This is a genomic window from Ewingella sp. AOP8-B2-18 (genome assembly GCF_052376015.1).
GTDB classification, from domain to species: domain Bacteria; phylum Pseudomonadota; class Gammaproteobacteria; order Enterobacterales; family Enterobacteriaceae; genus Ewingella; species Ewingella allii.
Window position 1 is genome coordinate 482188 of the sequence record NZ_JBQSVB010000001.1, and the last position, 23453, is coordinate 505640.

Genomic DNA, 23453 nt, shown 5'->3' on the forward strand with positions numbered 1-23453 from the left:
ATGGACATGTTTCAGTAGCCACAGTGTTTGTCGCGAAGTGTCGCCGCTTAGGCGGTTCCCTCAGTTCGGGTTTCGAGCCATAGGTCTCGAACCACTCCCTCGGCGTCACTTCTGAACGCGACCTACTGGCTTCTCAACCGTGCCTTTTCAGTGGGTTTTGGTTTGTTTTGCTCCTCCCCCTGAAAAGGGCTGGGAGGAGGTATTGCAGAAAATTCAGCGGCTTATGTGAGAAATACCCCACCCCAACCCTCCTCTAAATAGGGGAGGGAGCAAAGCAAAATCTATTGAAACGGTACGGTCGAAATGCCTCAAAACCGCAGTCAAAAATGGCGCTGAGCAAGAGGTTCAAGACCTGAGGCTTGAATCCCGCAGCGAAGGCACCGCCTAAGCGGCGACATTTTGCGGTGGAGAACAGGTGTAACTGAAACACGTTCGCCCCACGAGCGGAGCGCGTAGTAAAGAGCCGGGGATTCTCAAGGGGCGCGGCGATAGGCGCCCCTTGAGGCCGGTGTGGCGGCAGCGCACGGTTTTGACCTTAAAACGGTGTGGGCCGACGCCCACGGTTTTGAAGTTGAATTGGAATTTAAAAGGCGAATATGGGTCGCCCAACCCATTAACCCATCAACTAATAGGTTTGCCGCCTGTTACCCCTATCACTTCGCCAGTAATGTAACTCGACTCCTGCGAGGCAAGGAAAACGTAGCTTGAGGCCAGTTCGGCGGGCTGCCCGGCGCGTTTGAGTGGGGTATCTGAGCCAAAGTCGGGGATGTTCTCCTGAAGCTGCCCGCCGCTGACTTGCAGCACTGACCAGATTGGGCCGGGAGCGACGACGTTGACGCGGATACCTTTCTCGGCGACCTGCTTCGCCAAGCCTTGGCTGTAAGTGATGATGGCGCCTTTAGTCGACGCGTAGTCGAGCAGGAACTCACTCGGCTGATAGGCCTGAATTGACGAGGTGGTGATGATCGTCGAGCCAGCGGGCAGATGCGGGATAGCCGCTTTGGTTATCCAGAACATGGCGAAAACGTTGGTTTCGAAGGTCTTTCTGAACTGCTCGGTGGTTAATTCCGTCACGTCAGTGACCGCCACCTGCTTGCCCGCGACCAGTGCTAACACATCTAAACCGCCCAGCTCGGAACGGGCTTTCTCCACCAGACGTTTACAGAAATCTTCATTGCTGATATCGCCCGGGATCAGCACGGCTTTACGGCCAGCCTCAATAATGTATTTCGCCACCTCTTCGGCATCCACCTGCTCTTCGGGCAAATAGGAGAGGGCGACGTCGGCCCCTTCACGGGCATAGGCAATGGCGGCGGCGCGGCCAATGCCGGAGTCGGCACCGGTGACCAAGGCTTTACGCCCTTCAAGTCGCCCTGAGCCACGATAAGTCTCTTCGCCATGATCGGGTTTTGGCTGCATTTTGGCATCAAGCCCCGGCGCGGGTTGCTTCTGCTTAGGGAAGCCATCGCTGCTGTACTGCGTCACAGGGTTTTGCATGGTGTATTGATCGCGCTTACTCATTATTCGTCCTCTCTTCACCGGTTGATGCATTAAATGTGCATGAATCATTAAGGCTAGTTGAGTGAGGTGAGATAACAACGCAGATTCATCTGATTCAAAGCTGAGGTGGGATCGAAAGTGTAATAACGAAAGAATAGAGGCGGATGTGGCGAATTTACCGCCGGTTACAATGCGGGGTTGTTAATCAATGTTTACCACTTGATCCAAAAATAACCCTCTCCTTATATAGTTGCGGGGCGTTATCTCATGCCTCACTCTGCGGCGTAAAACGCCAGCTGAAATTAATGAAAAATAATTGAGGTATAGAGCAGCTTATGGGGCCTTTCTTACCGAATTCCATCCAGCGTTTTTCTCTGACATGGCTTCCCGCCGCGGCGCTTTCTCTGGCGCTGGGCGGCTGTTCAATGGCCAGGGCCGTGCAGAGCAGCGCTGAACCGCCACTCGACACGCGGCTTAATGAGCAGGTGGTGATGCTTGCGGCGCACCTTGGCGATCGCACGGTTGAGCTGCAAACCACTATTTTCAAACCTTCGGGGCCGGGACCTTTCCCGATGGTGGTGCTCAACCACGGTAAAAACCCCGGCAAGGCCCGAGATCAAAAACGCTCGAGACATCTGCGAGTGGCGGCAGCTTTGGTGGAGCGCGGCTATGTTGTCGCCATCCCCATGCGCGAAGGCTTTGCGGGTTCAGGAGGGCGCTATCCAGATGATCACTGCGATACCTACAAGCATGGCTTAGACGAGGCGCGAGACGTTGCGGCGGCGATTAATGAATTGGTGAAACTGCCTTATGTCGACAGAAAACGCATGGTGATTGCAGGGCAGTCAGATGGCGGCTTGACCACTATCGCGCTCGGCACCCAGCAGATCCCCGGCGTGCTGGGCTTGGTGAACTTCTCCGGCGGGCTGCGGATGCGCACCTGCAGCGATTGGCCGCAAAGGCTGGTCGCCACCTACGCGGCCTACGGCAAACAGGCCCGCTATCCGTCACTGTGGTTCTATGGCGACAACGATCAAAACTGGCCGCAGCCTATGCCACAGCAGATGTTCTCGGCTTATTACAGCCACACGATAGGCGCCGCGCATGAAGCGAAGATGGTGGATATCGGCGTGTTCGGTAAAAACTCCCACGTATTCTTCGACACTAAAGACGGCGTGAAACTCTGGCTGCCGCAAGCCACGGTATTCTTCCACTCTCTAGGCCTGCCGTTTGAGCCTGTGAAGTGAAATAGTAATTAGAACGCATTCCCACCCTGCGCAGCCTCGATCTATCAGCAAGAAAAAACGCAGGGTTCCAAGGGAGGCGCGTTTACGCCTCCCTTGGTCGGTGTGGGCCGACGCACACGACCTTGACGTTGAACTTAAATAAAGCGGATTTGGACGCCTTCCGAATTTACCCGTGTAACCACTGCGCGTGGAACCTCAGATGCTCCTCGATAAAAGTCGCAATCGTGAAGTAGCTGTGGTCGTAGCCCGGCTGAATGCGGATCTGCAACGGCCAGCCTTGCTGACGCGCCAGCTCAACCAACTTGGATGGCTGGAGCTGATCGGCAAGGAACTGATCGTCGTCGCCCTGATCGATCAAGATCGGGAAGGGTTTCTGATCCTTGGGCAGCGTATTCAGCAAGTGGCAGCTGTCGTACTGCAACCATTGGTTCTCGTCATCGCCTAAATAGGCGCTGAAAGCTTTACGCCCCCAAGGCACCTGACAAGGGTTAACGATGGGCGCGAAAGCTGATACTGAGCGAAAACGCTGCGGATTGCGCAAGGCTAACACCAATGCTCCGTGGCCGCCCATGGAGTGGCCGCAGATTGACTGTTTATCACTGACGGAGAAGTGCCCGGCGATGATTTGCGGCAGCTCATCGATAATATAGTCATACATACGGAAGTGGGCATCCCACGGCGCGCGGGTGGCGTTGAGGTAGAACCCCGCGCCCTGACCCAAATCGTAATTTTCGTCATTGGGCACATCGTCGCCCCGTGGGCTGGTGTCTGGCATCACCAGCACCAGTCCCAATTCGGCGGCAATGCGCTGCGCCCCGGCTTTCATCGTGAAGTTTTCATCATTGCAGGTTAAACCTGACAGCCAATAGAGCACCGGCGGCGGATTATCATCACGCGGCGGCGGCAGATAAATGCTGAATGTCATGCTGCAATTTAAACTGCTGGAGGTGTGGCGGTAGCGCTGTTGCCAACCGCCAAACATTCGGTGTTCTTCGAGTAGTTCTATCGAGCTGCTCACCGTTAGGCTCCCTTATTTATTAAAGTGGATAACGGAACGAATGGACTTCCCATCGTGCATCAAATCAAAGGCTTCGTTAATGTCGTCCAGACCCATGGTGTGGGTGATGAAGTCATTTAAAGCAAACTCGCCGTCGAGATAACGCTGCACAATGCCCGGCAGCTGGGTGCGGCCTTTGACGCCACCGAAGGCAGAGCCACGCCATACGCGGCCTGTGACCAGTTGGAAGGGACGAGTTGAAATCTCTTCACCCGCGCCTGCGACGCCGATAATTACCGATTCACCCCAGCCTTTGTGGCAGCACTCAAGCGCAGAGCGCATTACATTGACGTTGCCGATGCATTCGAACGAGAAGTCCACGCCGCCGTCGGTCATTTCAACAATTACGTCCTGAATCGGCTTATCAAAATCTTTTGGATTGATAAGATCGGTTGCACCCAGTTTGCGCGCCAGGTCGAATTTGCTGGTGTTGAGATCGATACCGATGATGCGACCCGCGCCCGCCATCACGGCCCCAATAATTGCCGACAGGCCGATACCACCGAGGCCGAAGATAGCAACGGTGTCGCCTTTCTTCACTTTGGCCGTATTCATCACCGCGCCCATGCCGGTGGTGACGCCACAGCCCAGCAGGCAGACTTCTTCCAGCGGCGCTTCTTTGTTGATTTTGGCGAGGGAGATTTCAGGCACCACGGTATATTCAGAGAAGGTGGAAGTGCCCATGTAATGGAAGATTGGCTTGCCGTCTTTGAAGAAACGGGTGGTGCCGTCTGGCATCAAACCTTTACCCTGCGTGGTGCGAATCGCCTGACACAGGTTGGTTTTGCCAGATTTACAGAACTTACACTCGCCACATTCTGGGGTGTACAGCGGAATGACGTGATCGCCTACCGCGACGCTGGTGACACCTTCGCCCACGGCTTCGACTACGCCGCCGCCTTCATGGCCCAAAATCGCCGGGAATACCCCTTCAGGATCCTTGCCGGACAGGGTGTAAGCATCGGTATGGCACACGCCAGTAGCGACGATGCGCACCAGAACTTCGCCTTTTTGTGGCGGCATTAAATCCACTTCTTCAATGGAAAGTGGCTGGTTAGGGCCCCATGCAACGGCTGCGCGAGTTTTGATCATTTCCATGGTATTGCTCCTGTTTTATAAATTGTCGCCCTTGATACAGCTTCAATGACTGTGGGCTCATATTGCTGGTTGTTCTAACTCGCCAGCAATGGGGTGTTTGAGTAACGGCACGACGCCGCCGTTTTGCGCGATGATCAGCTCTTTAAGCGCCCGCACGTTAGGGGTGAAAGCGTCACGCCGCCAGATAAGCCACGTCGCGGTATCGGCGAAACTGTCTTCGATTTCATGGGCTTGCACCCGTTCATTGCCCGGCAGCTGATCCAGCACGCTGCGCGGTACCATGGCAATGCCCGCCCCGCTGGCGACGCAGGCCACCATCGAATGATAGGACTGAATTTCCATAATATTGCTGACAGCCAGCCCGGTGTGTTTAATCCACGACTGCAGGCGCGTGCGATAAGAGCAGGTGGCGCGGAAAGCAAAAACCGTATGGCCGCTGCGCCCTGGCGGAGTGTCGAAAGGGGATTCCCCCTGCGGCGAGATAATCACCAGATGTTCGCGAAAGGCGATACAGCCGTTGATGTCGTCATAATCAATCGGCCCATCGACCAGCGCGGCGGCCAGTTTGCCATCGCGCACGCCATCAATGGTTTCTCCCGACGTAGCGGTATTGAGTGATAACGACACCTGAGGGTAATGCTGATGATAAGCCGCCAGCAGGCTGGGTAGACGGGTCGCCGCCGTGCTCTCCATCGAGCCGAGCGCAAAACCCCCGGCAGGCTCACCGGCGTGGGTGATACTCATGGCTTCATCGCTCAGGGCCAAAATGCGCTGGGCGTAATTAAGAAAATTGTGGCCCATCGCCGACAGGCGAATTCTCTGCTTCTCGCGAATAAATAAGTCACAGCCCAACTCGATTTCAAGCTGGCGCAGGCGAGTGGTCAGGTTGGAGGGCACGCGATGCAGCTGCTCGGCAGCGCGCGCCAGCGAGCCGGTTTCCGCTACGCTGCAAAACATACGCAATTGTGTCAGGTCCATCGCCACCCTCTTGATGATGAAATGCCGAGATTGCCTTCTGAGTGAATTCTCTAAGAAGAAACAACTTGGTCATTATTATTCACTTTTCGTGATTGTATCCGCAAGGCATGATGATCCACAACTTAGTTTTAACACCTATGCACAAAAGAGGGTGTTTAGTCGTTACACTTTCTCTATGTTTGTTAGATGTTGCGAAATTGTAAAAAACAATAAAACAGGGCGGAACATTATGGCATTTCGTGTAGCACTCAGCGGTTTTCTGGCATTTGTCGTCGCCATGGGGATAGGCCGTTTTGCCTTTACGCCTCAGGTGCCATTAATGATAGCTGAACATCAGTTCACGCTAACGGGCGCGGGCTTGGTCGCGGCATTCAATTATTTGGGCTACCTGTGCGGCGCTTATGACGCCATGAAGGCGAGTCGGCATCTTGAGCGCCGCCTGTGGCTTGGGCTTTGGGGCGCGGTGGCGCTGACGCTTATTTCGGCGGCGGTCACTGGTGAAGTCTTCCACAGCGTGATTCGTTTTATGATTGGCTGGACCAGCGGCTGGGCGATGGTGTTGGTGTCCGCGTGGTGCAATGAGCGTCTGCACCACTTTGGCCGTCCGGCGCTGGGCGCGGCGGTCTTCGCCGGGCCGGGGGCGGGTATCTTCCTCAGTGGGATTCTGGCCGTGGTGATTCATAGCTTGCAGCTCAGCTCGGCCGAGGCCTGGGCGGTGTATGGCGTTCTGGCCTTTGTGTTTATTGCGTTGATCAGCGTCAACTTGCCGCGAACCGGCGAGTTGCACCGGACCCACGTGGCGACTGAGCCGTTGAAAATGACGCCGACCCTGAAGCGTCTGGTGTGGAGCTACAGTCTGGCCGGATTCGGCTATATTCTACCCGCCACCTTCCTGTCGCAGATGGCCAGCGCGCGTTTCCCCGAAAGCCTGTTTGCCCAGTTCGTCTGGCCGGTGTTCGGCGGAGCGGCGGTGATTGGGATTATCATCGGCATTCTGACCCGTCACTGCCTGACCACCCATACTCGTCTGGCACTCACCCTGTGGGCACAGGGGTTAGGGATTCTCTCTGCCGAAGTGATCCCAGGCGTCAGCGGACTGGTGATAGGTGCGGTGCTGGTGGGCGGCGGCTTCCTGAGCGTGGTGCAGCTGAGCCTGCAATATGGCCGCGAATTGGCGCCAGACCACAGCCGTTATCTGGCAGGGCTGTTAACCACCGGCTACGCGGTGGGGCAGCTGTGCGGGCCGATTCTTTCTGCTATTTCGACTGCGATGACTCACCGTCTTGAACCTGCGCTGTATGTCGCGCTGGTAGGCTTTATTATTGCTGGTGCATTAGTGGTCGGGCGTCCGGGGCAACGCGTTGCCAGCGCCAAAGCATAATATATATTAGGGGAATGTTTATTTATTAAATATTCCCCGTAATTATATAATTAGCTTTATCAGTAATAATTTATAAATCAAAGATAAATGATTGAGTAAAAATATACTAAGAATATATTTAGGTTTGAGTTTGGTTGTTCTGATTTTTGAGTTTATATAAGCGAATAGTCTAAGGTATTACCCCGGTAAATACTTTCTCGAAATAATTATCTACACATCCTCTTTTTTGTGGTTTTTCCCACACAGAAGAATCTTGGCTACTGGCTATTGAGTTGTGCCTTGGTGCCGATATAGTGATTAAAAGCCGCAAGGTTTTTAACAACGGGATATCACTATTTAGATGAATTAATAACGCGTTTGTTTATTTAATCTAATGCAAGGAGCAACAATGAAAAAGGCCACTTATTATACAGCTTGTGTTCTGTCTATGACTGCCGCCCCCTCTTTGGTGCTGGCAGAAACCGACCCTTCTTGGTTTACCCCGGAGAAGGTCACTGTTGGGCTTTCATTAGGCCAGCTACAAGGGGAAGCCAAAGAGCGGGTGTATGATCCAGAAGAGGGGGGACGCAAAGTGAGCCAACTGAATTGGAAATATAATAATGCCGGCATTGTTAAAGGGGATTTTGCGTGGGACTTCTCGCCATGGGCCTCTCTCGGCTTTAACGGCTGGACCACGCTGGCCTCTTCCGGCGCGTCAATGGATGACTATGATTGGCTGGATACCTCTAAATCACAGTGGACCGACTGGTCAAGTCACCCAAATACCAAGCTTAATTATGCCAACGAATTTGATATCAATATTAAAGGTTGGTTGTTAAATGAAGAGCAATATCGGCTGGGGCTGGTGGCGGGTTATCAACAAAGCGCATTTAGCTGGCTGGCGAAAGGCGGCAGTTACAATTACAACAGTGGTAAGGACATCGGCAATTGGCCTCGTGGAGAGCTCTCTATTGGTTACAAGCAGAAGTTTAAACTGCCTTATATCGGGCTGGTGGGCCGGTACCAATATGAGAAATTCGAAACTAACCTGGTGTTTAAATACAGCAATTGGGTCAGTGCCAATGCCAATGACGAACATTATTCACGAAATACAACATTCAAAGATGATGTCAATAATGCGCGCTATTACGCCGTCGTGGCAGATGTCGGCTATTACGTCACGCCACAGGCAAAGGTTTATCTGGAAGGAAGCTGGAATCAGTATCAAGAGAAGCGCGGCTCCGTGAATTCCCACGATCGCTCTGACGGGACCTACACGACATATAAAGATTCAGGCAGTATGGAAAACGAGTTTTATACTGTGACTCTGGGAGTAAAATACAGCTTCTGAGTTCCCAGTCCGTCCGGCTTCCCCTCTGGGTGCCGGACGGAATGCCTCGTCCTGCCCCCATTTGTGCAATATTGATAAGTTGCAGCTATTTCACTCATCATGAATCACAATCACTGGATTATGAATCCGCACTCCACTACAGTAAGCCACCTCATTTTGGTGTGATCTGCGTCAACTTGACGACACTTGCGGGACCTGCTGGAGAATAACTATGTCAACTTTGAGTAAAGAAGCCATTCTGGTACACGAGGCATTGCTGGCCCGTGGACTGGAAACCCCCCTGCGTGAGCCTCTGCCAATCGATAATGAAACGCGTAAACAGCGAATCAAAGAGCATATGACCGGCATCATGCAGCTGCTCAATCTTGACCTTGCAGACGACAGTTTGGCGGAAACGCCGCACCGCATCGCCAAAATGTATGTCGATGAGATCTTCTCCGGCCTGGATTACGCCAACTTCCCCAAAATCACCGTCATCGAAAATAAGATGAAAGTGGATGAAATGGTGACCGTGCGTGATATCACCCTGACCAGCACCTGTGAGCACCACTTTGTGACCATCGACGGCAAAGCCACCGTGGCTTATATCCCGAAAGATAAAGTGATCGGTTTGTCGAAAATCAACCGCATCGTGCAGTTCTTCTCCCAGCGTCCGCAGGTTCAAGAGCGTCTGACCCAGCAGGTGTTGTTAGCCCTGCAAACCCTGCTTGGCACCAACAACGTGGCGGTGTCGATTGATGCCGTGCACTACTGCGTTAAAGCGCGCGGTATCCGTGATGCGACCAGCGCCACTACCACCACGTCACTCGGCGGCCTGTTTAAGTCGAGCCAGAACACGCGTCAAGAATTCCTGCGCACCGTGAGACACGCCAGCTAATCGCGTTTTTACTCATTCGAAAGACAGTTGAAAGCTTTAAGTTGCGGCACCTTTTAGGTGCCGCTAGTCTATCTGGCATACTCATTTTCTGATGTCATCCACTTTGCAGCCAACTTTCATGACAAAACCTTCAGGAACCCACCCGCGCATTGCCACCCTCGATTTTGCCCGTGGCATCGCCATCCTTGGCATTTTATTGCTCAATATCAGCGCGTTTGGGCTGCCGAAGGCGGCTTATCTCAATCCGGCCTTTAACGGCCAGCCGTCGAGCAGCGACGCATGGACCTGGGCGGTATTGGATCTGCTGGCGCAGGGCAAATTCCTCATGATGTTCGCCATCCTGTTTGGCGGCGGTCTTTACTTGCTGCTGCCTCGCGGCAAACATTGGATTCAGGCGCGGTTGTCACTGTTGCTGCTTTGCGGCCTGTTACACGCGGCGTTCTTTTGGGATGGCGACATCCTGCTCTCCTACGGATTGATTGGTCTGGTGTGCTGGCGTCTGGTCAGAGAAGGGCGCAGTAGCCAGTCGCTGATTAATACTGGCATTATGCTCTATTTGATTGGCGTCGCGGTGCTGCTGATGCTGGGGTTTATCAGCAATCCACAGCCTGGCAGCTTCTGGTTGCCCGGACCGGCGCAGCTGCAATATGAGCAATATTGGAAGTTAAAAGGCGGGATGGAAGCTATCACTAATCGCCTCGACCTGTTGTCATCAAGCCTGATCGCCATTGCCGTACAGTACGGCTGGGAGCTGGCAGGCGCTATGCTGCTAGGGGCAGGGCTGATGCGCAGCGGCTGGCTGCGCGGAGCCTATAGCCAGCGTCACTACCGCCACCTTTCGGCGCTACTGTTACCGTTTTCATGGCTGATTCAAATCCCGGCCATCACCTTGCAGTGGCAGTTGCAATGGGACTATCGCTGGAGCGGCTTTTTGCTACAGGCCCCGCGTGAAGTGGGCAGCCTGATACAGGCGGTGGGCTATTTGTCACTTTGTTACGGCTTCTGGCCGCGGCTTTCTCGCTTGCGCCTGGCGCACTGGATTTCACAAATTGGCCGCATGGCCCTCACCAACTACCTGCTACAAACTCTGATCTGCACCACTTTCTTCAACGTATTTGGCTTCTACCAGCACTTCGACCGCCTACAGCTGGTGGCGCTGGTGCCTGCCGTGTGGGCCATTAACCTGCTAGTGACCTTAACCTGGCTGCGTTATTTCAAGCAGGGGCCGATGGAGTGGATCTGGCGCAAACTGGCGGTTCGCGCCTCCGGTGTTGAGGAGAACAGCCTGAGTTGATATTCACACAAATTATAAATATGAGAGAAACGTTGCAAAATTGTATGTAAACGTTTTCTTTCCTGTGACGAGATTCACGCAGGTGTTTTCACAAAATGTTTAGGATATCGCTCGTGCAGCGTTAGCCGATAAAAACAGGAAACACCATGATCACTGTACTGCTGTCTGTTTTCACCTCTTTGTTCTCCACCTGGGCACGAACTTTTTCATTTCCTCCTTATTCTTTTCAATCAGTTAGCTTAATTAATCTGCCCACGCAGGCGCAGCCATTATTGCCACAATCTGGAGCGACCCATGGTCACCATTCGTGATGTGGCGAAGCTGGCCGGTGTGTCAGTGGCGACCGTTTCCCGCGTGTTAAACAACCCCGCGATCGCCAGTAAAGAGGCGCGTGAGTTGGTGTTACAGGCCGTGGCTGCGTTGGGTTACAGGCCGAATGCCAATGCGCAGGCGCTGGCAACTCAGAGCAGCGACACTATCGGCGTGGTGGTGATGGACGTCTCCGATCCTTTCTTCGGCGCGCTGGTTAAGGCCGTCGATACCGTGGCGCAGCGCCACCAAAAATATGTGCTGATTGGTAACAGCTATCACGAGGCGGAGAAAGAGCGCCACGCGATAGAAGTGCTGATCCGCCAACGCTGTAATGCTCTGGTTGTGCACGCGAAAGCGCTGGGTGACGACGAGCTGTCCCACTTTCTCAATCAGGTGCCGGGCATGGTGCTGATTAATCGGGTGATCCCCGGCTATGAGCACCGCTGCGTGTCGCTCAACAATGTCACCGGTGCTGAAATGGCCACGCGATTACTGCTATCGCAGGGGCATAAGCGCATCGGTTACATCGGTTCCAACCATGGGATTGAAGATGATTTGCAGCGCCAGCAGGGTTATTTGACGGCGATGATGCAGGGCACGTCAGCCGTCTTGACGCAGACACGTCAACCGCCGCCGGAAAGCTGGCGTGCGCAGGGCTCACCTGACCTGCAGGGCGGTGAAGCTGCCATGGTGGAGCTGCTGGGGCGCAACCTACAGCTGAGCGCGGTGTTTGCTTATAACGACTCCATGGCCGCAGGCGCGCTGGCAGTGCTGAAAGAGAACGGCATCAGCGTTCCGCAAGATTTCTCATTGGTCGGCTTCGACGATATTCCCATTGCGCGCTACACCAGCCCAAAACTCACCACGGTGCGCTATCCCATTGTTTCCATGGCGACATTGGCCACTGAGCTGGCCTTAAAAGGGGCAGCCAACCAGCTTGAAACCGGCGTGTCGCACTGTTTTATGCCGACGCTGGTCCGGCGCCATTCGGTGGCACCTTGGCAAAATGTGGCACCGGTCACTTATTGACTAATTAGCGCTGTGTAACCGTTTTCAATCTGTGAGAACTTTCACAGATTATTAACATTGACGCCATTATGATTCATTCGTTTTCGACATGATTCATTTTGTGTCCTTGCTACAGGACAGGTTTTCACAGCGAGTCAGGAAGTCATACGTCAAGGAAGGCAGGCACCGTTTCATTGTTGAGGCGCGGACGCACTGCTCCCGCAGGATTGCCGGTGCCACACTCTGTACCACCCTACACAAAACCGGAGATATAAATGAATAAGAAGGTCTTCACCCTGGCTACTCTGGCTGCAAGCATGATGTTTGGCGCTGCTGCTCATGCTGCTGATACCCGTATCGGTGTCACCGTTTATAAATATGATGACAACTTCATGTCCGAAGTTCGCAAAGCCATTCAGGAAGATGCGAAGAAAGCGCCAAACGTACAGTTGCTGATGAATGACTCACAAAACAGTCAATCCACGCAAAACGATCAGGTTGACGTCATGGTAGCAAAAGGCGTGAAAGCGCTGGCTATTAACTTGGTTGACCCAGCCGCGGCTCCGGTGATCATTGCTAAAGCCAAAGGTGCTGGCATCCCGGTGGTGTTCTACAACAAAGAGCCATCACGTAAAGATTTGGACAGCTACGACAAAGCCTATTATGTCGGTACTGACTCTAAAGAGTCTGGCGTGATTCAGGGCGAGTTGATTGCTAAACACTGGAAAGCGACTCCAGCTTGGGACCTGAACAAAGACGGCGTGATCCAATACGTGCTGCTGAAAGGCGAGCCGGGCCACCCGGATGCAGAAGCTCGTACTAAGTATGTAGTGAGCACGCTGAATGACAAAGAAGGTCTAAAAACTCAGCAATTGCAGCTCGACACGGCCATGTGGGATACCGCTCAGGCTAAAGACAAAATGGACGCGTGGTTATCTGGCCCAAACGCTAACAAAATCGAAGTGGTTATCGCCAACAACGATGCAATGGCAATGGGTGCTGTAGAAGCGCTGAAAGCTCATAACAAAACCAGCATTCCTGTATTCGGCGTTGACGCCTTGCCAGAAGCTCTGGCTTTGGTGAAATCAGGCGCAATGGCCGGTACCGTGCTGAACGATGCTAAGAATCAGGCTCAGGCGACATTCGATCTGGCGAAGAACTTGGCTGACGGCAAACCAGCCGCCGACGGCACTAAATGGAAAGTTGAAAACAAAGTGGTACGTATTCCTTACGTAGCCGTAGACCAATCTAACTTGGCTGACTTTACTAAATAATCCAAAGATTACGGACAGACGAGTAAATAGCTAAATATATAGCTAAGCAGTGGCATTAATTAGCAGTGAAGTAATATCACGTTAATACCTGCATAACAGGAAGTGATGTCTTTATACCGCCGGTCTATTACTGACCGGCGGTATTCATGACGTCAGGTATTAATATAATCAGTTTCTCTTAATATTTAGCCAGGTATAATTATGGCCGATATTCCAAAGCCTGACATCACGCAGACTGACGCCGTGGCTCCCCAGCCGCGTGAGTTTCTGCTGGAAATGAGCAATGTTAATAAATCATTTCCCGGCGTTAAGGCATTAGATAATGTGAATTTGAAAGTTCGACCGCACTCTATTCACGCGCTGATGGGCGAGAATGGGGCGGGTAAATCCACCTTATTGAAATGTCTTTTTGGCATCTACAGCAAAGATTCCGGCACCATTCTTTTCCAAGGTCAGGAAGTTAATTTTAAAAGTTCTAAAGAGGCACTTGAGCAGGGCGTGTCGATGGTTCATCAAGAGTTAAACCTGGTGTTGCAGCGCACGGTCATGGACAACATGTGGCTGGGGCGTTACCCAACCAAAGGCTTCTTCGTTGACCAGGACAAAATGCTCAAAGACACGCAGGCTATCTTCGATGAGCTAGATATTGATATCGACCCGCGTGAGAAAGTCGCCAAGCTTTCTGTGTCCCAGATGCAGATGATTGAGATTGCTAAGGCTTTCTCCTATAACGCGAAAATCGTGATTATGGATGAGCCAACCTCGTCTCTGACTGAGAAAGAGGTGAATCATCTCTTCACCATTATCCGCAAGCTGAAAGATCGCGGTTGCGGCATTGTTTACATCTCTCACAAGATGGAAGAGATTTTCCAGCTGTGTGACGAAATAACCATTTTGCGCGATGGCCAGTGGATCATGACCCAGTCACTGGAAGGTCTCGACATGGATAAAATCATCTCCATGATGGTGGGGCGTTCACTGAGTCAGCGTTTCCCAGACCGTCAGAATGTGCCGGGAGAGGTCATTCTGGAAGTCCGCAACCTGACCTCGCTGCGCCAGCCTTCAATCCGCGATATCTCCTTTGATTTGCACAAAGGTGAGATTCTGGGCATTGCCGGTCTGGTGGGGGCGAAGCGTACTGATATCGTCGAAACCCTGTTTGGTATTCGCGAAAAAGTCGCCGGAACCATCAAGCTGCATGGTAAGAAAATTAATAATCACAGCGCCAACGAAGCCATTAATCACGGTTTTGCTTTGGTGACTGAAGAGCGCCGTTCCACCGGTATTTATGCTTATCTCGATATCGGTTTTAACTCACTGATTTCAAATATTCGTAATTACAAAAACAAGATTGGCCTGTTGGACGTCAACCGGATGAAAAGCGATACCCAGTGGGTTATCGACTCCATGCGGGTGAAAACGCCGGGGCATCGCACCAGTATTGGTTCGCTGTCCGGGGGCAATCAGCAGAAAGTCATTATTGGGCGCTGGTTATTAACACAGCCGGAAATATTAATGCTTGATGAACCTACGCGCGGTATTGACGTCGGGGCCAAGTTTGAAATTTACCAGTTAATTACCGAGCTGGCGAAAAAAGAGAAGGGGATCATTATTATCTCCTCTGAAATGCCAGAGCTGTTGGGAATTACAGACAGAATATTAGTTATGAGCAATGGGCAGGTTGCGGGTATTGTTGAAACAAAAAATACTTCGCAGAATGAAATTTTACGCCTTGCATCCTTGCACCTCTAATTTTTAAGGGTTCTTATTATGAAAGCATTAAATAAGAAAAGTATGCTCACTTATTTAAAAGAGGGCGGGATTTACGTTGTGTTGCTGGTGTTACTGGCAATTATCATTATTCAGGACCCGACCTTCCTCAGCCTGGTCAACTTGAGTAATATTTTAACTCAGTCTTCAGTACGCGTAATTATCGCCCTCGGCGTGGCGGGGCTGATTGTGACTCAGGGCACAGACTTGTCAGCGGGTCGTCAGGTCGGCTTGGCGGCGGTGGTTGCAGCCACCCTGTTGCAGGCGATGGATAACGTTAACAAGGTGTTCCCGCATCTTGAAGTCGTCCCTATTCCAGTGGTTATTCTGACCGTGTGCGTGATTGGCGCGCTGATTGGCTTGGTGAACGGTATTATCATCGCCTACCTCAACGTGACGCCATTTATCACCACCTTAGGCACCATGATTATCGTTTACGGTATTAACTCACTGTATTACGACTACGTTGGCTCCTCGCCGGTGGCAGGGTTTGACCCAGGATTCTCCAGCTTTGCGCAGGGCTTTATTCAGCTGGGCGGCCTGAAGATCTCCTACATCACCTTCTACGCGTTGATTGCCATTGGCTTCGTTTGGATCCTGTGGAACAAAACTCGCTTCGGTAAAAACATCTTTGCTATCGGCGGCAACCCAGAAGCAGCCAAGGTTTCCGGCGTAAACGTGCCGTTAAACCTGATTATGATTTACGCGCTGTCCGGCGTGTTCTACGCCTTCGGCGGCTTGCTGGAAGCCGGGCGTATCGGCAGTGCTACCAACAACCTCGGCTTTATGTATGAGCTGGATGCCATCGCGGCCTGCGTGGTGGGCGGGGTATCCTTCGCCGGTGGTGTAGGGTCAGTGGCGGGCGTGGTGACGGGGGTGCTTATCTTCACCGTGATCAACTACGGCCTGACCTACATCGGGGTGAACCCGTACTGGCAGTACATTATCAAAGGTTCGATTATTATCTTCGCGGTGGCGCTGGATTCACTGAAGTACGCCAAGAAGAAATAAGAGTGGGGAGCAGGAAGAACCAACAACTAAAAAATCAGCAGTAAACAAATCAGCAGTAAACAAATAAGTAGTACTAACAAGGGCGCTTCGGCGCCCTTGTTGTTTTATAGTCAATGAGATTCCCGCGACTGCGAGAACGGGTTGCGGCCCGGCACCATTGGCCGCGAAGGCGGTGGTGGAGGTGCGTCACCATCCACACTCTGTTCCTCGGTGTCGTTAGCTTCTTGCTCGGCTTTGAGTCTGGCGGCTTCATCGGCCGCCGCTTTGTCCGCCGCGGCTTTCTCTGCGGCTGCTTTAAGCTGGGCGGCTTTCTCTTCCGCCGCTTTCTTCTCATCGGCCAATTTCTGTTGCAGTACCAGCAGCTGCTCAGGCGTTACGGCCGGGTAGCCCTGCGCGTCATCCGGGATGTGATGGACGGCGGGGATCGGGATCAGCGGGCCAAGGAAGCGCGGCTCGCGTTTAAGGATATACAGGTCAGTCAGCGCACCAAGGCGGGCGAAGATTTCACGCACGCGAACGGTCATGATGTCTTTCGGCGACGGCACGGCGAAGCACTGGGCCTGAATCCCCATGTGCAGCGCAATATACAGGGCGCGCTCGCAGTGGAAACGCTGGGTGATGATCAGGAAATCATTAGTGTCGAACACCTTGCGGGTGCGCACGATAGAGTCCAGCGTGCGGAAACCGGCGTAGTCGAGCACGATATCGCTGGCCGGAATGCCCGCTGCCATCAGGTCACGGCGCATGGTCATTGGCTCGTTATAGCTTTGCTGGGCATTGTCGCCGCTCAACAGCAGGTATTTTACTTTGCCGCTGTTATAGGCATTGATGGCACCCTGAATGCGGTAGAGATAGTACTGATTGGGGACGCCGGTGCGGTAATACTTGGCCGTGCCGAGCACCACGCCGACCTGACGATGCGGCAACTCTTGCACTTCGTCATAGACATAATCTTTGGTTTTCCAGCTGATCCACCGGTCAAGCCCAATAGCGACAACCAACATCAATACTATGATGCTGATGAAGCCTACTATCAGTCGCTTAATCATAAACTCGTCATCCTTCAGGTTGCAGCGGCCTTAGCGGCTAACGCTATGCTCTCTCGCTTCCCTGAGTCGCTGCTGGAAATCAGGAATTCAAGGCTACTTGACCTATCGAAACCATGCAATAAGCACGGCTCCGTATCTCGGGGCTTCGCGGAATATTTCAGCAACAATGGGGTAATTACTTCGTGCTGTGGAAGCTGTATTCCAATTTTGGTGTAAAACAGCATAAAAAAGGGCCAGTGCAGAAGCTGCCTGGCCCGATGATCTCTAGCGTGAGTCCGCGAAGATTAGAACGACGTGCGTTTGTAATCGCGGTACTGCGGTGACCAGAAGTTATGCTCAATGGCTTTTGACAGCGCATCTTCAGAGGTCACCATCGCCACACCTTGCAACTGCGCGGCTTTACCCACTTCCATGGCGATGCACTTAGACACGCCCTGAATGTCATTGACGTCTGGCAGCAGGGAGCCCACGCCATCCGTCGCCAGCGGCGAACACTCTGCCAGCGCGCGGCTGGCGGCCATCAGCATCTCGTCAGTCACGCGGGTTGCACCCGATGCCACGACACCCAGGCCGATGCCAGGGAAGATGTAGGAGTTGTTGCACTGGGCAATCGGGTAGACAGTCTCTTTGTAGGTCACTGGAGAGAACGGGCTGCCGGTCGCGACCAGCGCGTTGCCGTCGGTCCAGGTGATGATATCCACCGGCTGGGCTTCCACGCGAGAGGTCGGGTTGCTCAGTGGCATCACGATTGGGCGCTCGCAGTGCTTGTGCATTTCGCGGATAAGCTCTTCGGTGAACAAACCAGGCTGGCCGGAAACGCCAATCAGCACGGTAGGTTTTGCATGGCGAACCACGTCCAGCAGGGAGATGCTGTCGTTATCCAAGCCCCAGCCGGAGAGGTCGGCGCTTTTTTGCGTCAACTTGCTCTGGAAATCTAACAGGTTTGGCAGTTTGTCGGTCAGCAGGCCGAAACGGTCAACCATGAAGATGCGCGCACGGGCTTCTTCGTCGCTCAGACCTTCGGCTTTCATGCCGGCGATGATCTGCTCGGCGATACCACAACCGGCAGAACCTGCACCCAAGAAGGTTACGGTCTGGTCGCGCAGGCGGCAGCCCGCGGCTTTACTGGCGGCAATCAGGCTGCCCAGCGTTACGGACGCGGTGCCCTGAATGTCATCATTGAAGCAGCAAAGCTCGTCGCGGTAGCGCGTCAGCAGCGGCATGGCGTTTTTCTGCGCGAAGTCTTCGAACTGCAACAGCACGTTCGGCCAGCGCACTTTCACGGCTTCGATGAACATGTTAACGAATTCGTAGTACTCGTCACCGGTGATGCGCGGATGACGCCAGCCCATGTACAGCGGGTCGTTCAGCAACTGCGGGTTGTTGGTGCCCACGTCGAGAACCACCGGCAGGGTGTAAGCCGGGCTGATACCGCCACAGGCGGTGTACAGGGAGAGTTTACCGATTGGAATACCCATGCCACCGATGCCCTGATCGCCAAGGCCCAGAATGCGTTCGCCGTCAGTCACTACTACCACTTTTACGTGCTGTTTGGTGGCGTTCTGCAACATATCGTCGATGTGAGCGCGGTTTGGGTAGGAGATAAACAGGCCGCGGGCGCGACGGTAGATATCAGAGAAATGCTCGCAGGCTTCGCCAACGGTTGGGGTGTAAATCACCGGCATCATTTCACTGAGGTGGGAATCAATCAGGCGGTAAAACAGGGTTTCGTTGGTGTCCTGAATGTTGCGCAGATAAATGTGTTTATCGATATCGCTTTTGAAGTCTTGAAACTGGCGGTAAGCACGTTCGGCTTGTTCTTCTATGGTTTCAACGGCTTCCGGCAGCAGTCCATGCAAGTTAAAGTTGTTACGTTCTTCTTCTGTGAAGGCACTACCTTTATTCAGCAGCGGGAATTCAAGCAGGATTGGGCCAGCATGTGGAATATACAGCGGGCGTTTACTCTCGTATTCAAGTTCCATTGATTTTACTCTTCGGCTATCGGAGCGGGTTGCTGTTTTCTTATTATTTACTATCTCAGGGAGCTGATCCTAAAAGATAAAGTAAATATGTACAGTATTTGTTATCAGCCTATGACGAAAGGCAGAGGAAATGTGATTTGTGTCCTATTTCTGCACAGAAGGGTAACAACGGAAAATAACTATTTCAAATGCCAGACGGGGAAAGGGAATTAGGTAACTAAAAAAAGTGATTTCCGACGACAGAGGGTGGGTTTAATCCCTGCCGTCGGGGGAACAAATAATAATTTACAGCGTAATTGCCGTTAATTGCTGGCAGCCCAACGCGGCGAGGGTGGCGCGGGTGGCATCGAGCTGGCTGACCAGCGGCTGGTGGCGTTCGACGATCACCGCACGGCGGATTTTCAGGCAGTCTTCACCGGACAGATTCAGCAAAATCAGCGCCCCTTGCAGCGGCGGCAGGCTCGGATTAAATGCGGCGTTCTCCGCGTAGCGCCCGGCGAAAATCTTGCCAGTTTCCGTTTCCAGCGCGACGCCGCTGTGTGACTGGCTATAAGGTGCATGGCTCTGGTTACACGCATCTAAAGCCTGTTGGCTCAGGGCGTCTTGCTCGGCAATCTGATAACCGTGATTGACCTTGTCCATCAGCAGCGTGGTGATATCCAAGTCTTTCGGGCCGAAGGAGTAGGGCAGGTAGTCGCCCAGTGTGGCGACATCGCGGTCCGGTAGATGGATATTCAACTCAGTGCCGCTGTTCAGCTCATTCATAAACTGACGGCAGTGGCCGCACGGCGTGTAGTTGACGGTGATCGACGCCAGTTTGGCCTCTCCGCGCAACCAGGCGTGCGTCACCGCAGACTGCTCCGCGTGCACGGTTTGCTGCATGGAAGCGCCACTGAACTCCATATTGGCACCGAAGTACAGGTTGCCAGAAACACCTCGCGCTACGGCACCCACGTGGAAATGGGAGATAGGCGTTAGGGAGCAGGCGGCGGCCAGCGGCAGCAGTGTAAACGCCAGTGCATCATCATCCAAGCTCGTCTGCGCTTTGACATTCGCGACCTGATCGGCTGTCAACATGGCCGGGAAGTCGTCACGGCTGAGCAACGGTTCGAGTGCGGTCTGAAGAGTGGCGGGCAGTGTGGCGAATGCGTCGAGGAAACGAGAATGCATGGGTGTGATCCTTCAGGATTTACGGGAAATCATTCTATGAGTCTTTTGGGGAATATTGTGTGACTTTCGTCACTATTTTTATGAAATGAGGTGATGTTGTTGCAGTAATGCGAGATATCTCGCAAGTTTCGGCTATGCCCACGAGGAATTGCATTGCATTCGGCATAAAAAAAGCGACCCGCAGGTCGCTTTTTAATCAAGGCAGAGCTTGCCGTGCAGTTTAGCTGCGGCTTAGTTGCGGCGTTCAAACGCCAGCGCGCGGCGCTCGATCAGGCGCATCATCAGCGTCAGCAGGCCGTTAACACACAGATAAACCAGACCCGCCGCGCCAAACACCATCACATCATAGGTTCGGCCATACATTAATTGGCTGTGGCCCATCACGTCCATCAAGGTAATGGTGTACGCCAGCGACGTACTTTTAAACACCAACACCACTTCGTTCGAATAGGACGACAGGGCGCGTTTAAAAGCAAACGGCAGCAGAATGCGCAGCGACTGTTTCTTCGACATGCCCAGTGCTTCGCAAGATTGCCACTGACCCGACGGAATAGCGCGCATGGCACCGGCAAACAGCTGGGTAGTGTAAGCCGCGCTGTTCAGCGCCAGCGCAAACATCGCACAAAGCCAAGGCTGTGACAGCAAGTCCCACAACCAAGGGATTTCGCGAATCGAGGGGAACTGGCCCGGCCCGTAATAGATAAGGAAGATCTGCACCAGCAGCGGCGTGCCGGTGAACAGCGTGATGTAACCTTTCACTATTTGGCTGAGTACCGGCACTTTGAGTGTCAGCACCACGGTAAAAATCAGCGCCAGCAGCAGCGCGACGATCAGCGCCGCAATGGTCAGCGTCAGGCTGGTGTGCAGCCCTTTGACAACTTCGGGTAAGTAATCCCACATCAGGAAGCACTCCGTTCAAAGCGGGTGGTACGGAGTTCGATGCGTTTGATGACAAACTGGCTGAACAGGGTAACTAACAGATAAATCGCGGCGGCAATCATGTACCAAGTGAAAGGTTCTTGAGTGCGGGTCGCGATGCTCTTGGTTTGCAGCATCAGGTCGTTGACGCTAATCAGCGACACCAGCGCGGTATCTTTCAACAGCACCAGCCACTGGTTGCTCAAGCCCGGCAGGGCGTGACGCCACATTTGCGGCATGATTAAGCGGAAGAAAATTGCTGTTTTCTTCATGCCCAGCACTTGTCCTGATTCCCACTGGCCTTGCGGCACGGCTTTCAGCGCGCCGCGCAGGGTCTGCGAAGCATAGGCCGAATAGAGCAGGGAGAGGGCAATTACGCCACAAACAAAGGGGCTGACTTCAAAGTTATCAATAGGCAGCTTCACCGGGATTTGGAACAGGCCCAAGTTGATGTTGAAGCCGTCGGCCAGCACCACTAATAGCTGCGAAGAGCCGAAATAGATAAACAGCACCACCAGAATTTCCGGCAGGCCGCGCAGAATCGTCACCCACGCCGTACCCAGCCAGCTGACGGGTTTCCACGGTGCAGATTCCCACACCGCAAAAATCATCGCCAAAAACAGGCCGAGGACCAGCGCACAAACGGCAAGGCCGACGGTCATCCCGGCGGCGCTTGCGAGAGGTAGAAGTTCAGTCATTGATGGCAAAACTTACTGTTGGAACCATTTTGAATACAGAGTCTGGTAAGTGCCGTCAGCCTTCACTTTTGCCAGTCCGTCATTCAGTTTTTTCAGCAACTCGGTGTTGTTCTGGCGAACAGCAATGCCCAGACCCACGCCGAAGTAGTCTTTATCGGTGATTTTGTCGCCGACGGATGAGAGGTTAGGATTCTGTTTCAGCCACTCGTTCACCACGGCGGTGTCACCGAATACGGCGTCAAGACGGCCATTTTTCAGATCCAGCACGGCGTTCTGATAGCTGTCGTAAGGCACGGCGGTGATCTCAGGGTGTTTTTCCATCAGGTATTTCTGGTGGGTACTGCCGTTTTGCATCCCAACGCGTTTGCCTTTCAGCGCGGCGAGGTCAGCGAACTTACCTTTCTCAGCGATGAACAGCGCGGAGTTTTCATAGTAAGGCGTGGAGAAGGCAACCTGCTTTTCGCGGTCAGGCGTGATGTCCATGCCGGAGATTACCGCGTCAAAACGGCGGAACTTCAGGCTTGGGATCAGGCTATCGAACGCCTGATTGGTGAAGGTACAGTTAGCCTGAATCTCTTTACAGACGGCATTCGCCAGGTCAACGTCAAAGCCCTGAATCTTGTTGCCGGAGTCCACAAATTCAAACGGAGGATAAGAGGCTTCCATCGCGAAACGAATGTTTTCAGCTGCGCTGGCAGACAGAGTGACGCTCGCCAAAACAGCAGCAATTAATAATTTTTTCATCGCAAACTCCGTAGTAAACATCAATGAGACAGATAGCTGGCAAACTCTTTGGTTTGCGGCTGGGTAAAGCAGGTGGCATCGCCTTGTTCAACGACGCGACCGTTTTCCATGTAAACCACGCGGCTGGCGGTTTTACGCGCAACTTCCACTTCGTGGGTCACGATAACCTGAGTAATGCCGGTACCGGCCAGTTCGCGAATAATGCTGACGATTTGCGCGGTGATTTCTGGATCCAGCGCGGCGGTCGGCTCATCAAACAGCAGCACCTGCGGCTCCATCATCAGGGCGCGGGCAATGGCAACGCGCTGCTGTTGGCCACCGGAAAGATGCAGTGGGAAGCGCGACGCGTAGTCAGTCAGGCGCAGGCGGGTCAGCAGCTTTTCTGCCCGCTTCATGGCGACATCTTTGCTTAAACCCAATACGCGGATTGGCGCTTCAAGCAGGTTGTCGAGCACCGTGCGGTGCGGCCATAAGTTATATTGTTGGAAAACCATCCCGACGTTTTGGCGCAGTTCACGCACCGCCTTTTCGTCAGGTTTTTTGGTGAAATCGAAGGTGTTCCCGGCTATCTGCAACGTGCCTGAACGCGGCATTTCTAGCAGGTTTAACACGCGCAGAAGAGAACTTTTCCCGGCACCGCTTGGCCCGAGCAACACGAGGGTTTCTCCGGCTGGGCAGTCGAGCTGAATGTCGAACAACGCCTGATGTGCGCCGTAGAAGCAGTTGATGTTATTTAGTTGAATACTCATGCGCAA

The 23453-nt window shown here is 53.2% G+C and carries 21 protein-coding genes; 10 read left to right on the forward strand and 11 right to left on the reverse strand.

From position 1 onward, the window contains the following. Nucleotides 1-621: 621 nt before the first annotated feature. Nucleotides 622-1521 (reverse strand): SDR family oxidoreductase, encoded by a 900-nt coding sequence (locus ACT3RR_RS02315; RefSeq protein WP_353501504.1) that lies wholly within the window; start codon nt 1519-1521, stop codon nt 622-624. Nucleotides 1522-1835: 314 nt separating this feature from the next. On the opposite strand from ACT3RR_RS02315, the gene ACT3RR_RS02320 reads away from it, so the two are divergent. Continuing rightward, nucleotides 1836-2747: a dienelactone hydrolase family protein gene (locus ACT3RR_RS02320; RefSeq protein WP_485902732.1), complete on the forward strand. Its 912-nt coding sequence runs from the start codon at nt 1836-1838 to the stop codon at nt 2745-2747. 166 nt (nt 2748-2913) lie between these two features. Here the strand turns inward: ACT3RR_RS02320 and fghA are convergent, their stop codons facing one another. The 3 genes from fghA to ptrR are packed head-to-tail and all read right to left on the reverse strand — an operon-like array spanning nt 2914 to nt 5880. Continuing rightward, nucleotides 2914-3765 (reverse strand): S-formylglutathione hydrolase, encoded by an 852-nt coding sequence (gene fghA, locus ACT3RR_RS02325; RefSeq protein ID WP_353501506.1) that lies wholly within the window; start codon nt 3763-3765, stop codon nt 2914-2916. Between the two features lie 12 nt (nt 3766-3777). After that, the gene (locus ACT3RR_RS02330) at nt 3778-4902 is read right to left on the reverse strand and encodes an S-(hydroxymethyl)glutathione dehydrogenase/class III alcohol dehydrogenase (protein ID WP_353501507.1); all 1125 of its coding nucleotides are present in this window, start codon (nt 4900-4902) and stop codon (nt 3778-3780) included. Nucleotides 4903-4959: 57 nt separating this feature from the next. Further along, nucleotides 4960-5880 carry a putrescine utilization regulator PtrR gene (gene ptrR, locus ACT3RR_RS02335; RefSeq protein WP_496199657.1) on the reverse strand — a complete coding sequence of 307 codons (921 nt, stop codon included), beginning with the start codon at nt 5878-5880 and terminating at the stop codon, nt 4960-4962. Between the two features lie 229 nt (nt 5881-6109). Between ptrR and ACT3RR_RS02340 the strand changes: the two genes are divergently transcribed. From ACT3RR_RS02340 to mglC, 9 genes are all read left to right on the forward strand, one after another. Beyond that, nucleotides 6110-7261, forward strand: a complete 1152-nt coding sequence (locus ACT3RR_RS02340) for a YbfB/YjiJ family MFS transporter (RefSeq protein ID WP_353501509.1) — start codon at nt 6110-6112, stop codon at nt 7259-7261. 427 nt (nt 7262-7688) lie between these two features. Beyond that, complete coding sequence (locus ACT3RR_RS02345; protein ID WP_496199820.1) at nt 7689-8591, forward strand: omptin family outer membrane protease; 903 nt, start codon at nt 7689-7691, stop codon at nt 8589-8591. Nucleotides 8592-8802: 211 nt separating this feature from the next. After that, entirely contained in the window at nt 8803-9468 is a 666-nt protein-coding gene (gene folE, locus ACT3RR_RS02350) for a GTP cyclohydrolase I FolE (RefSeq protein WP_034789049.1), read from the forward strand. Nucleotides 9469-9586: 118 nt separating this feature from the next. Further along, the gene (yeiB, locus tag ACT3RR_RS02355) at nt 9587-10762 is read left to right on the forward strand and encodes a DUF418 domain-containing protein YeiB (protein ID WP_496199658.1); all 1176 of its coding nucleotides are present in this window, start codon (nt 9587-9589) and stop codon (nt 10760-10762) included. 146 nt (nt 10763-10908) lie between these two features. Continuing rightward, nucleotides 10909-11073 (forward strand): hypothetical protein, encoded by a 165-nt coding sequence (locus tag ACT3RR_RS02360; protein WP_496199659.1) that lies wholly within the window; start codon nt 10909-10911, stop codon nt 11071-11073. Beyond that, nucleotides 11057-12103 carry an HTH-type transcriptional regulator GalS gene (gene galS / locus ACT3RR_RS02365; protein ID WP_353501512.1) on the forward strand — a complete coding sequence of 349 codons (1047 nt, stop codon included), beginning with the start codon at nt 11057-11059 and terminating at the stop codon, nt 12101-12103. Before ACT3RR_RS02360 ends, galS begins: the two co-directional genes overlap by 17 nt. Nucleotides 12104-12357: 254 nt before the next feature. Beyond that, the gene (mglB, locus tag ACT3RR_RS02370) at nt 12358-13356 is read left to right on the forward strand and encodes a galactose/glucose ABC transporter substrate-binding protein MglB (RefSeq protein WP_353501513.1); all 999 of its coding nucleotides are present in this window, start codon (nt 12358-12360) and stop codon (nt 13354-13356) included. A 201-nt stretch (nt 13357-13557) separates the two neighbouring features. Further along, a complete protein-coding gene (mglA, locus tag ACT3RR_RS02375; RefSeq protein WP_353501514.1) occupies nt 13558-15108 on the forward strand; it encodes a galactose/methyl galactoside ABC transporter ATP-binding protein MglA in 1551 nt (516 codons plus the stop codon). An 18-nt stretch (nt 15109-15126) separates the two neighbouring features. Then, nucleotides 15127-16137 (forward strand): galactose/methyl galactoside ABC transporter permease MglC, encoded by a 1011-nt coding sequence (gene mglC / locus ACT3RR_RS02380; protein ID WP_034789056.1) that lies wholly within the window; start codon nt 15127-15129, stop codon nt 16135-16137. Between the two features lie 110 nt (nt 16138-16247). Here the strand turns inward: mglC and sanA are convergent, their stop codons facing one another. From sanA to artP, 7 genes are all read right to left on the reverse strand, one after another. Continuing rightward, nucleotides 16248-17186 (reverse strand): outer membrane permeability protein SanA, encoded by a 939-nt coding sequence (gene sanA, locus ACT3RR_RS02385; protein ID WP_353501515.1) that lies wholly within the window; start codon nt 17184-17186, stop codon nt 16248-16250. Between the two features lie 284 nt (nt 17187-17470). Continuing rightward, nucleotides 17471-19168: an NAD-dependent malic enzyme gene (locus ACT3RR_RS02390; protein WP_353501516.1), complete on the reverse strand. Its 1698-nt coding sequence runs from the start codon at nt 19166-19168 to the stop codon at nt 17471-17473. Nucleotides 19169-19453: 285 nt separating this feature from the next. Then, complete coding sequence (gene cdd / locus ACT3RR_RS02395) at nt 19454-20338, reverse strand: cytidine deaminase (protein ID WP_496199660.1); 885 nt, start codon at nt 20336-20338, stop codon at nt 19454-19456. Nucleotides 20339-20569: 231 nt separating this feature from the next. Then, nucleotides 20570-21238 (reverse strand): arginine ABC transporter permease ArtM, encoded by a 669-nt coding sequence (gene artM, locus ACT3RR_RS02400; RefSeq protein WP_353501518.1) that lies wholly within the window; start codon nt 21236-21238, stop codon nt 20570-20572. Further along, nucleotides 21238-21954 (reverse strand): arginine ABC transporter permease ArtQ, encoded by a 717-nt coding sequence (gene artQ, locus ACT3RR_RS02405; RefSeq protein ID WP_353501519.1) that lies wholly within the window; start codon nt 21952-21954, stop codon nt 21238-21240. Before artQ ends, artM begins: the two co-directional genes overlap by 1 nt. 12 nt (nt 21955-21966) lie before the next feature. Beyond that, a complete protein-coding gene (artJ, locus tag ACT3RR_RS02410; RefSeq protein WP_353501520.1) occupies nt 21967-22698 on the reverse strand; it encodes an arginine ABC transporter substrate-binding protein in 732 nt (243 codons plus the stop codon). A 20-nt stretch (nt 22699-22718) separates the two neighbouring features. Further along, on the reverse strand, nt 22719-23447 hold the full coding sequence (gene artP / locus ACT3RR_RS02415) for an arginine ABC transporter ATP-binding protein ArtP (RefSeq protein WP_396132075.1): 729 nt from the start codon (nt 23445-23447) through the stop codon (nt 22719-22721). Between the last annotated feature and the right edge of the window lie 6 nt (nt 23448-23453).

Bases quoted from the DNA above. Each gene is read 5' to 3' on its own strand.
- ACT3RR_RS02315 (WP_353501504.1), bottom strand. From the start codon at position 1,521: ATGAGTAAGCGCGATCAATACACCATGCAAAACCCTGTGACGCAGTAC.
- ACT3RR_RS02320 (WP_485902732.1), top strand. From the start codon at position 1,836: ATGGGGCCTTTCTTACCGAATTCCATCCAGCGTTTTTCTCTGACATGG.
- ACT3RR_RS02330 (WP_353501507.1), bottom strand. From the start codon at position 4,902: ATGGAAATGATCAAAACTCGCGCAGCCGTTGCATGGGGCCCTAACCAG.
- ptrR (WP_496199657.1), bottom strand. From the start codon at position 5,880: ATGGACCTGACACAATTGCGTATGTTTTGCAGCGTAGCGGAAACCGGC.
- ACT3RR_RS02340 (WP_353501509.1), top strand. From the start codon at position 6,110: ATGGCATTTCGTGTAGCACTCAGCGGTTTTCTGGCATTTGTCGTCGCC.
- ACT3RR_RS02345 (WP_496199820.1), top strand. From the start codon at position 7,689: ATGACTGCCGCCCCCTCTTTGGTGCTGGCAGAAACCGACCCTTCTTGG.
- folE (WP_034789049.1), top strand. From the start codon at position 8,803: ATGTCAACTTTGAGTAAAGAAGCCATTCTGGTACACGAGGCATTGCTG.
- yeiB (WP_496199658.1), top strand. From the start codon at position 9,587: ATGACAAAACCTTCAGGAACCCACCCGCGCATTGCCACCCTCGATTTT.
- ACT3RR_RS02360 (WP_496199659.1), top strand. From the start codon at position 10,909: ATGATCACTGTACTGCTGTCTGTTTTCACCTCTTTGTTCTCCACCTGG.
- galS (WP_353501512.1), top strand. From the start codon at position 11,057: ATGGTCACCATTCGTGATGTGGCGAAGCTGGCCGGTGTGTCAGTGGCG.
- mglB (WP_353501513.1), top strand. From the start codon at position 12,358: ATGAATAAGAAGGTCTTCACCCTGGCTACTCTGGCTGCAAGCATGATG.
- mglA (WP_353501514.1), top strand. From the start codon at position 13,558: ATGGCCGATATTCCAAAGCCTGACATCACGCAGACTGACGCCGTGGCT.
- mglC (WP_034789056.1), top strand. From the start codon at position 15,127: ATGAAAGCATTAAATAAGAAAAGTATGCTCACTTATTTAAAAGAGGGC.
- sanA (WP_353501515.1), bottom strand. From the start codon at position 17,186: ATGATTAAGCGACTGATAGTAGGCTTCATCAGCATCATAGTATTGATG.
- ACT3RR_RS02390 (WP_353501516.1), bottom strand. From the start codon at position 19,168: ATGGAACTTGAATACGAGAGTAAACGCCCGCTGTATATTCCACATGCT.
- cdd (WP_496199660.1), bottom strand. From the start codon at position 20,338: ATGCATTCTCGTTTCCTCGACGCATTCGCCACACTGCCCGCCACTCTT.
- artM (WP_353501518.1), bottom strand. From the start codon at position 21,238: ATGTGGGATTACTTACCCGAAGTTGTCAAAGGGCTGCACACCAGCCTG.
- artQ (WP_353501519.1), bottom strand. From the start codon at position 21,954: ATGACTGAACTTCTACCTCTCGCAAGCGCCGCCGGGATGACCGTCGGC.
- artJ (WP_353501520.1), bottom strand. From the start codon at position 22,698: ATGAAAAAATTATTAATTGCTGCTGTTTTGGCGAGCGTCACTCTGTCT.
- artP (WP_396132075.1), bottom strand. From the start codon at position 23,447: ATGAGTATTCAACTAAATAACATCAACTGCTTCTACGGCGCACATCAG.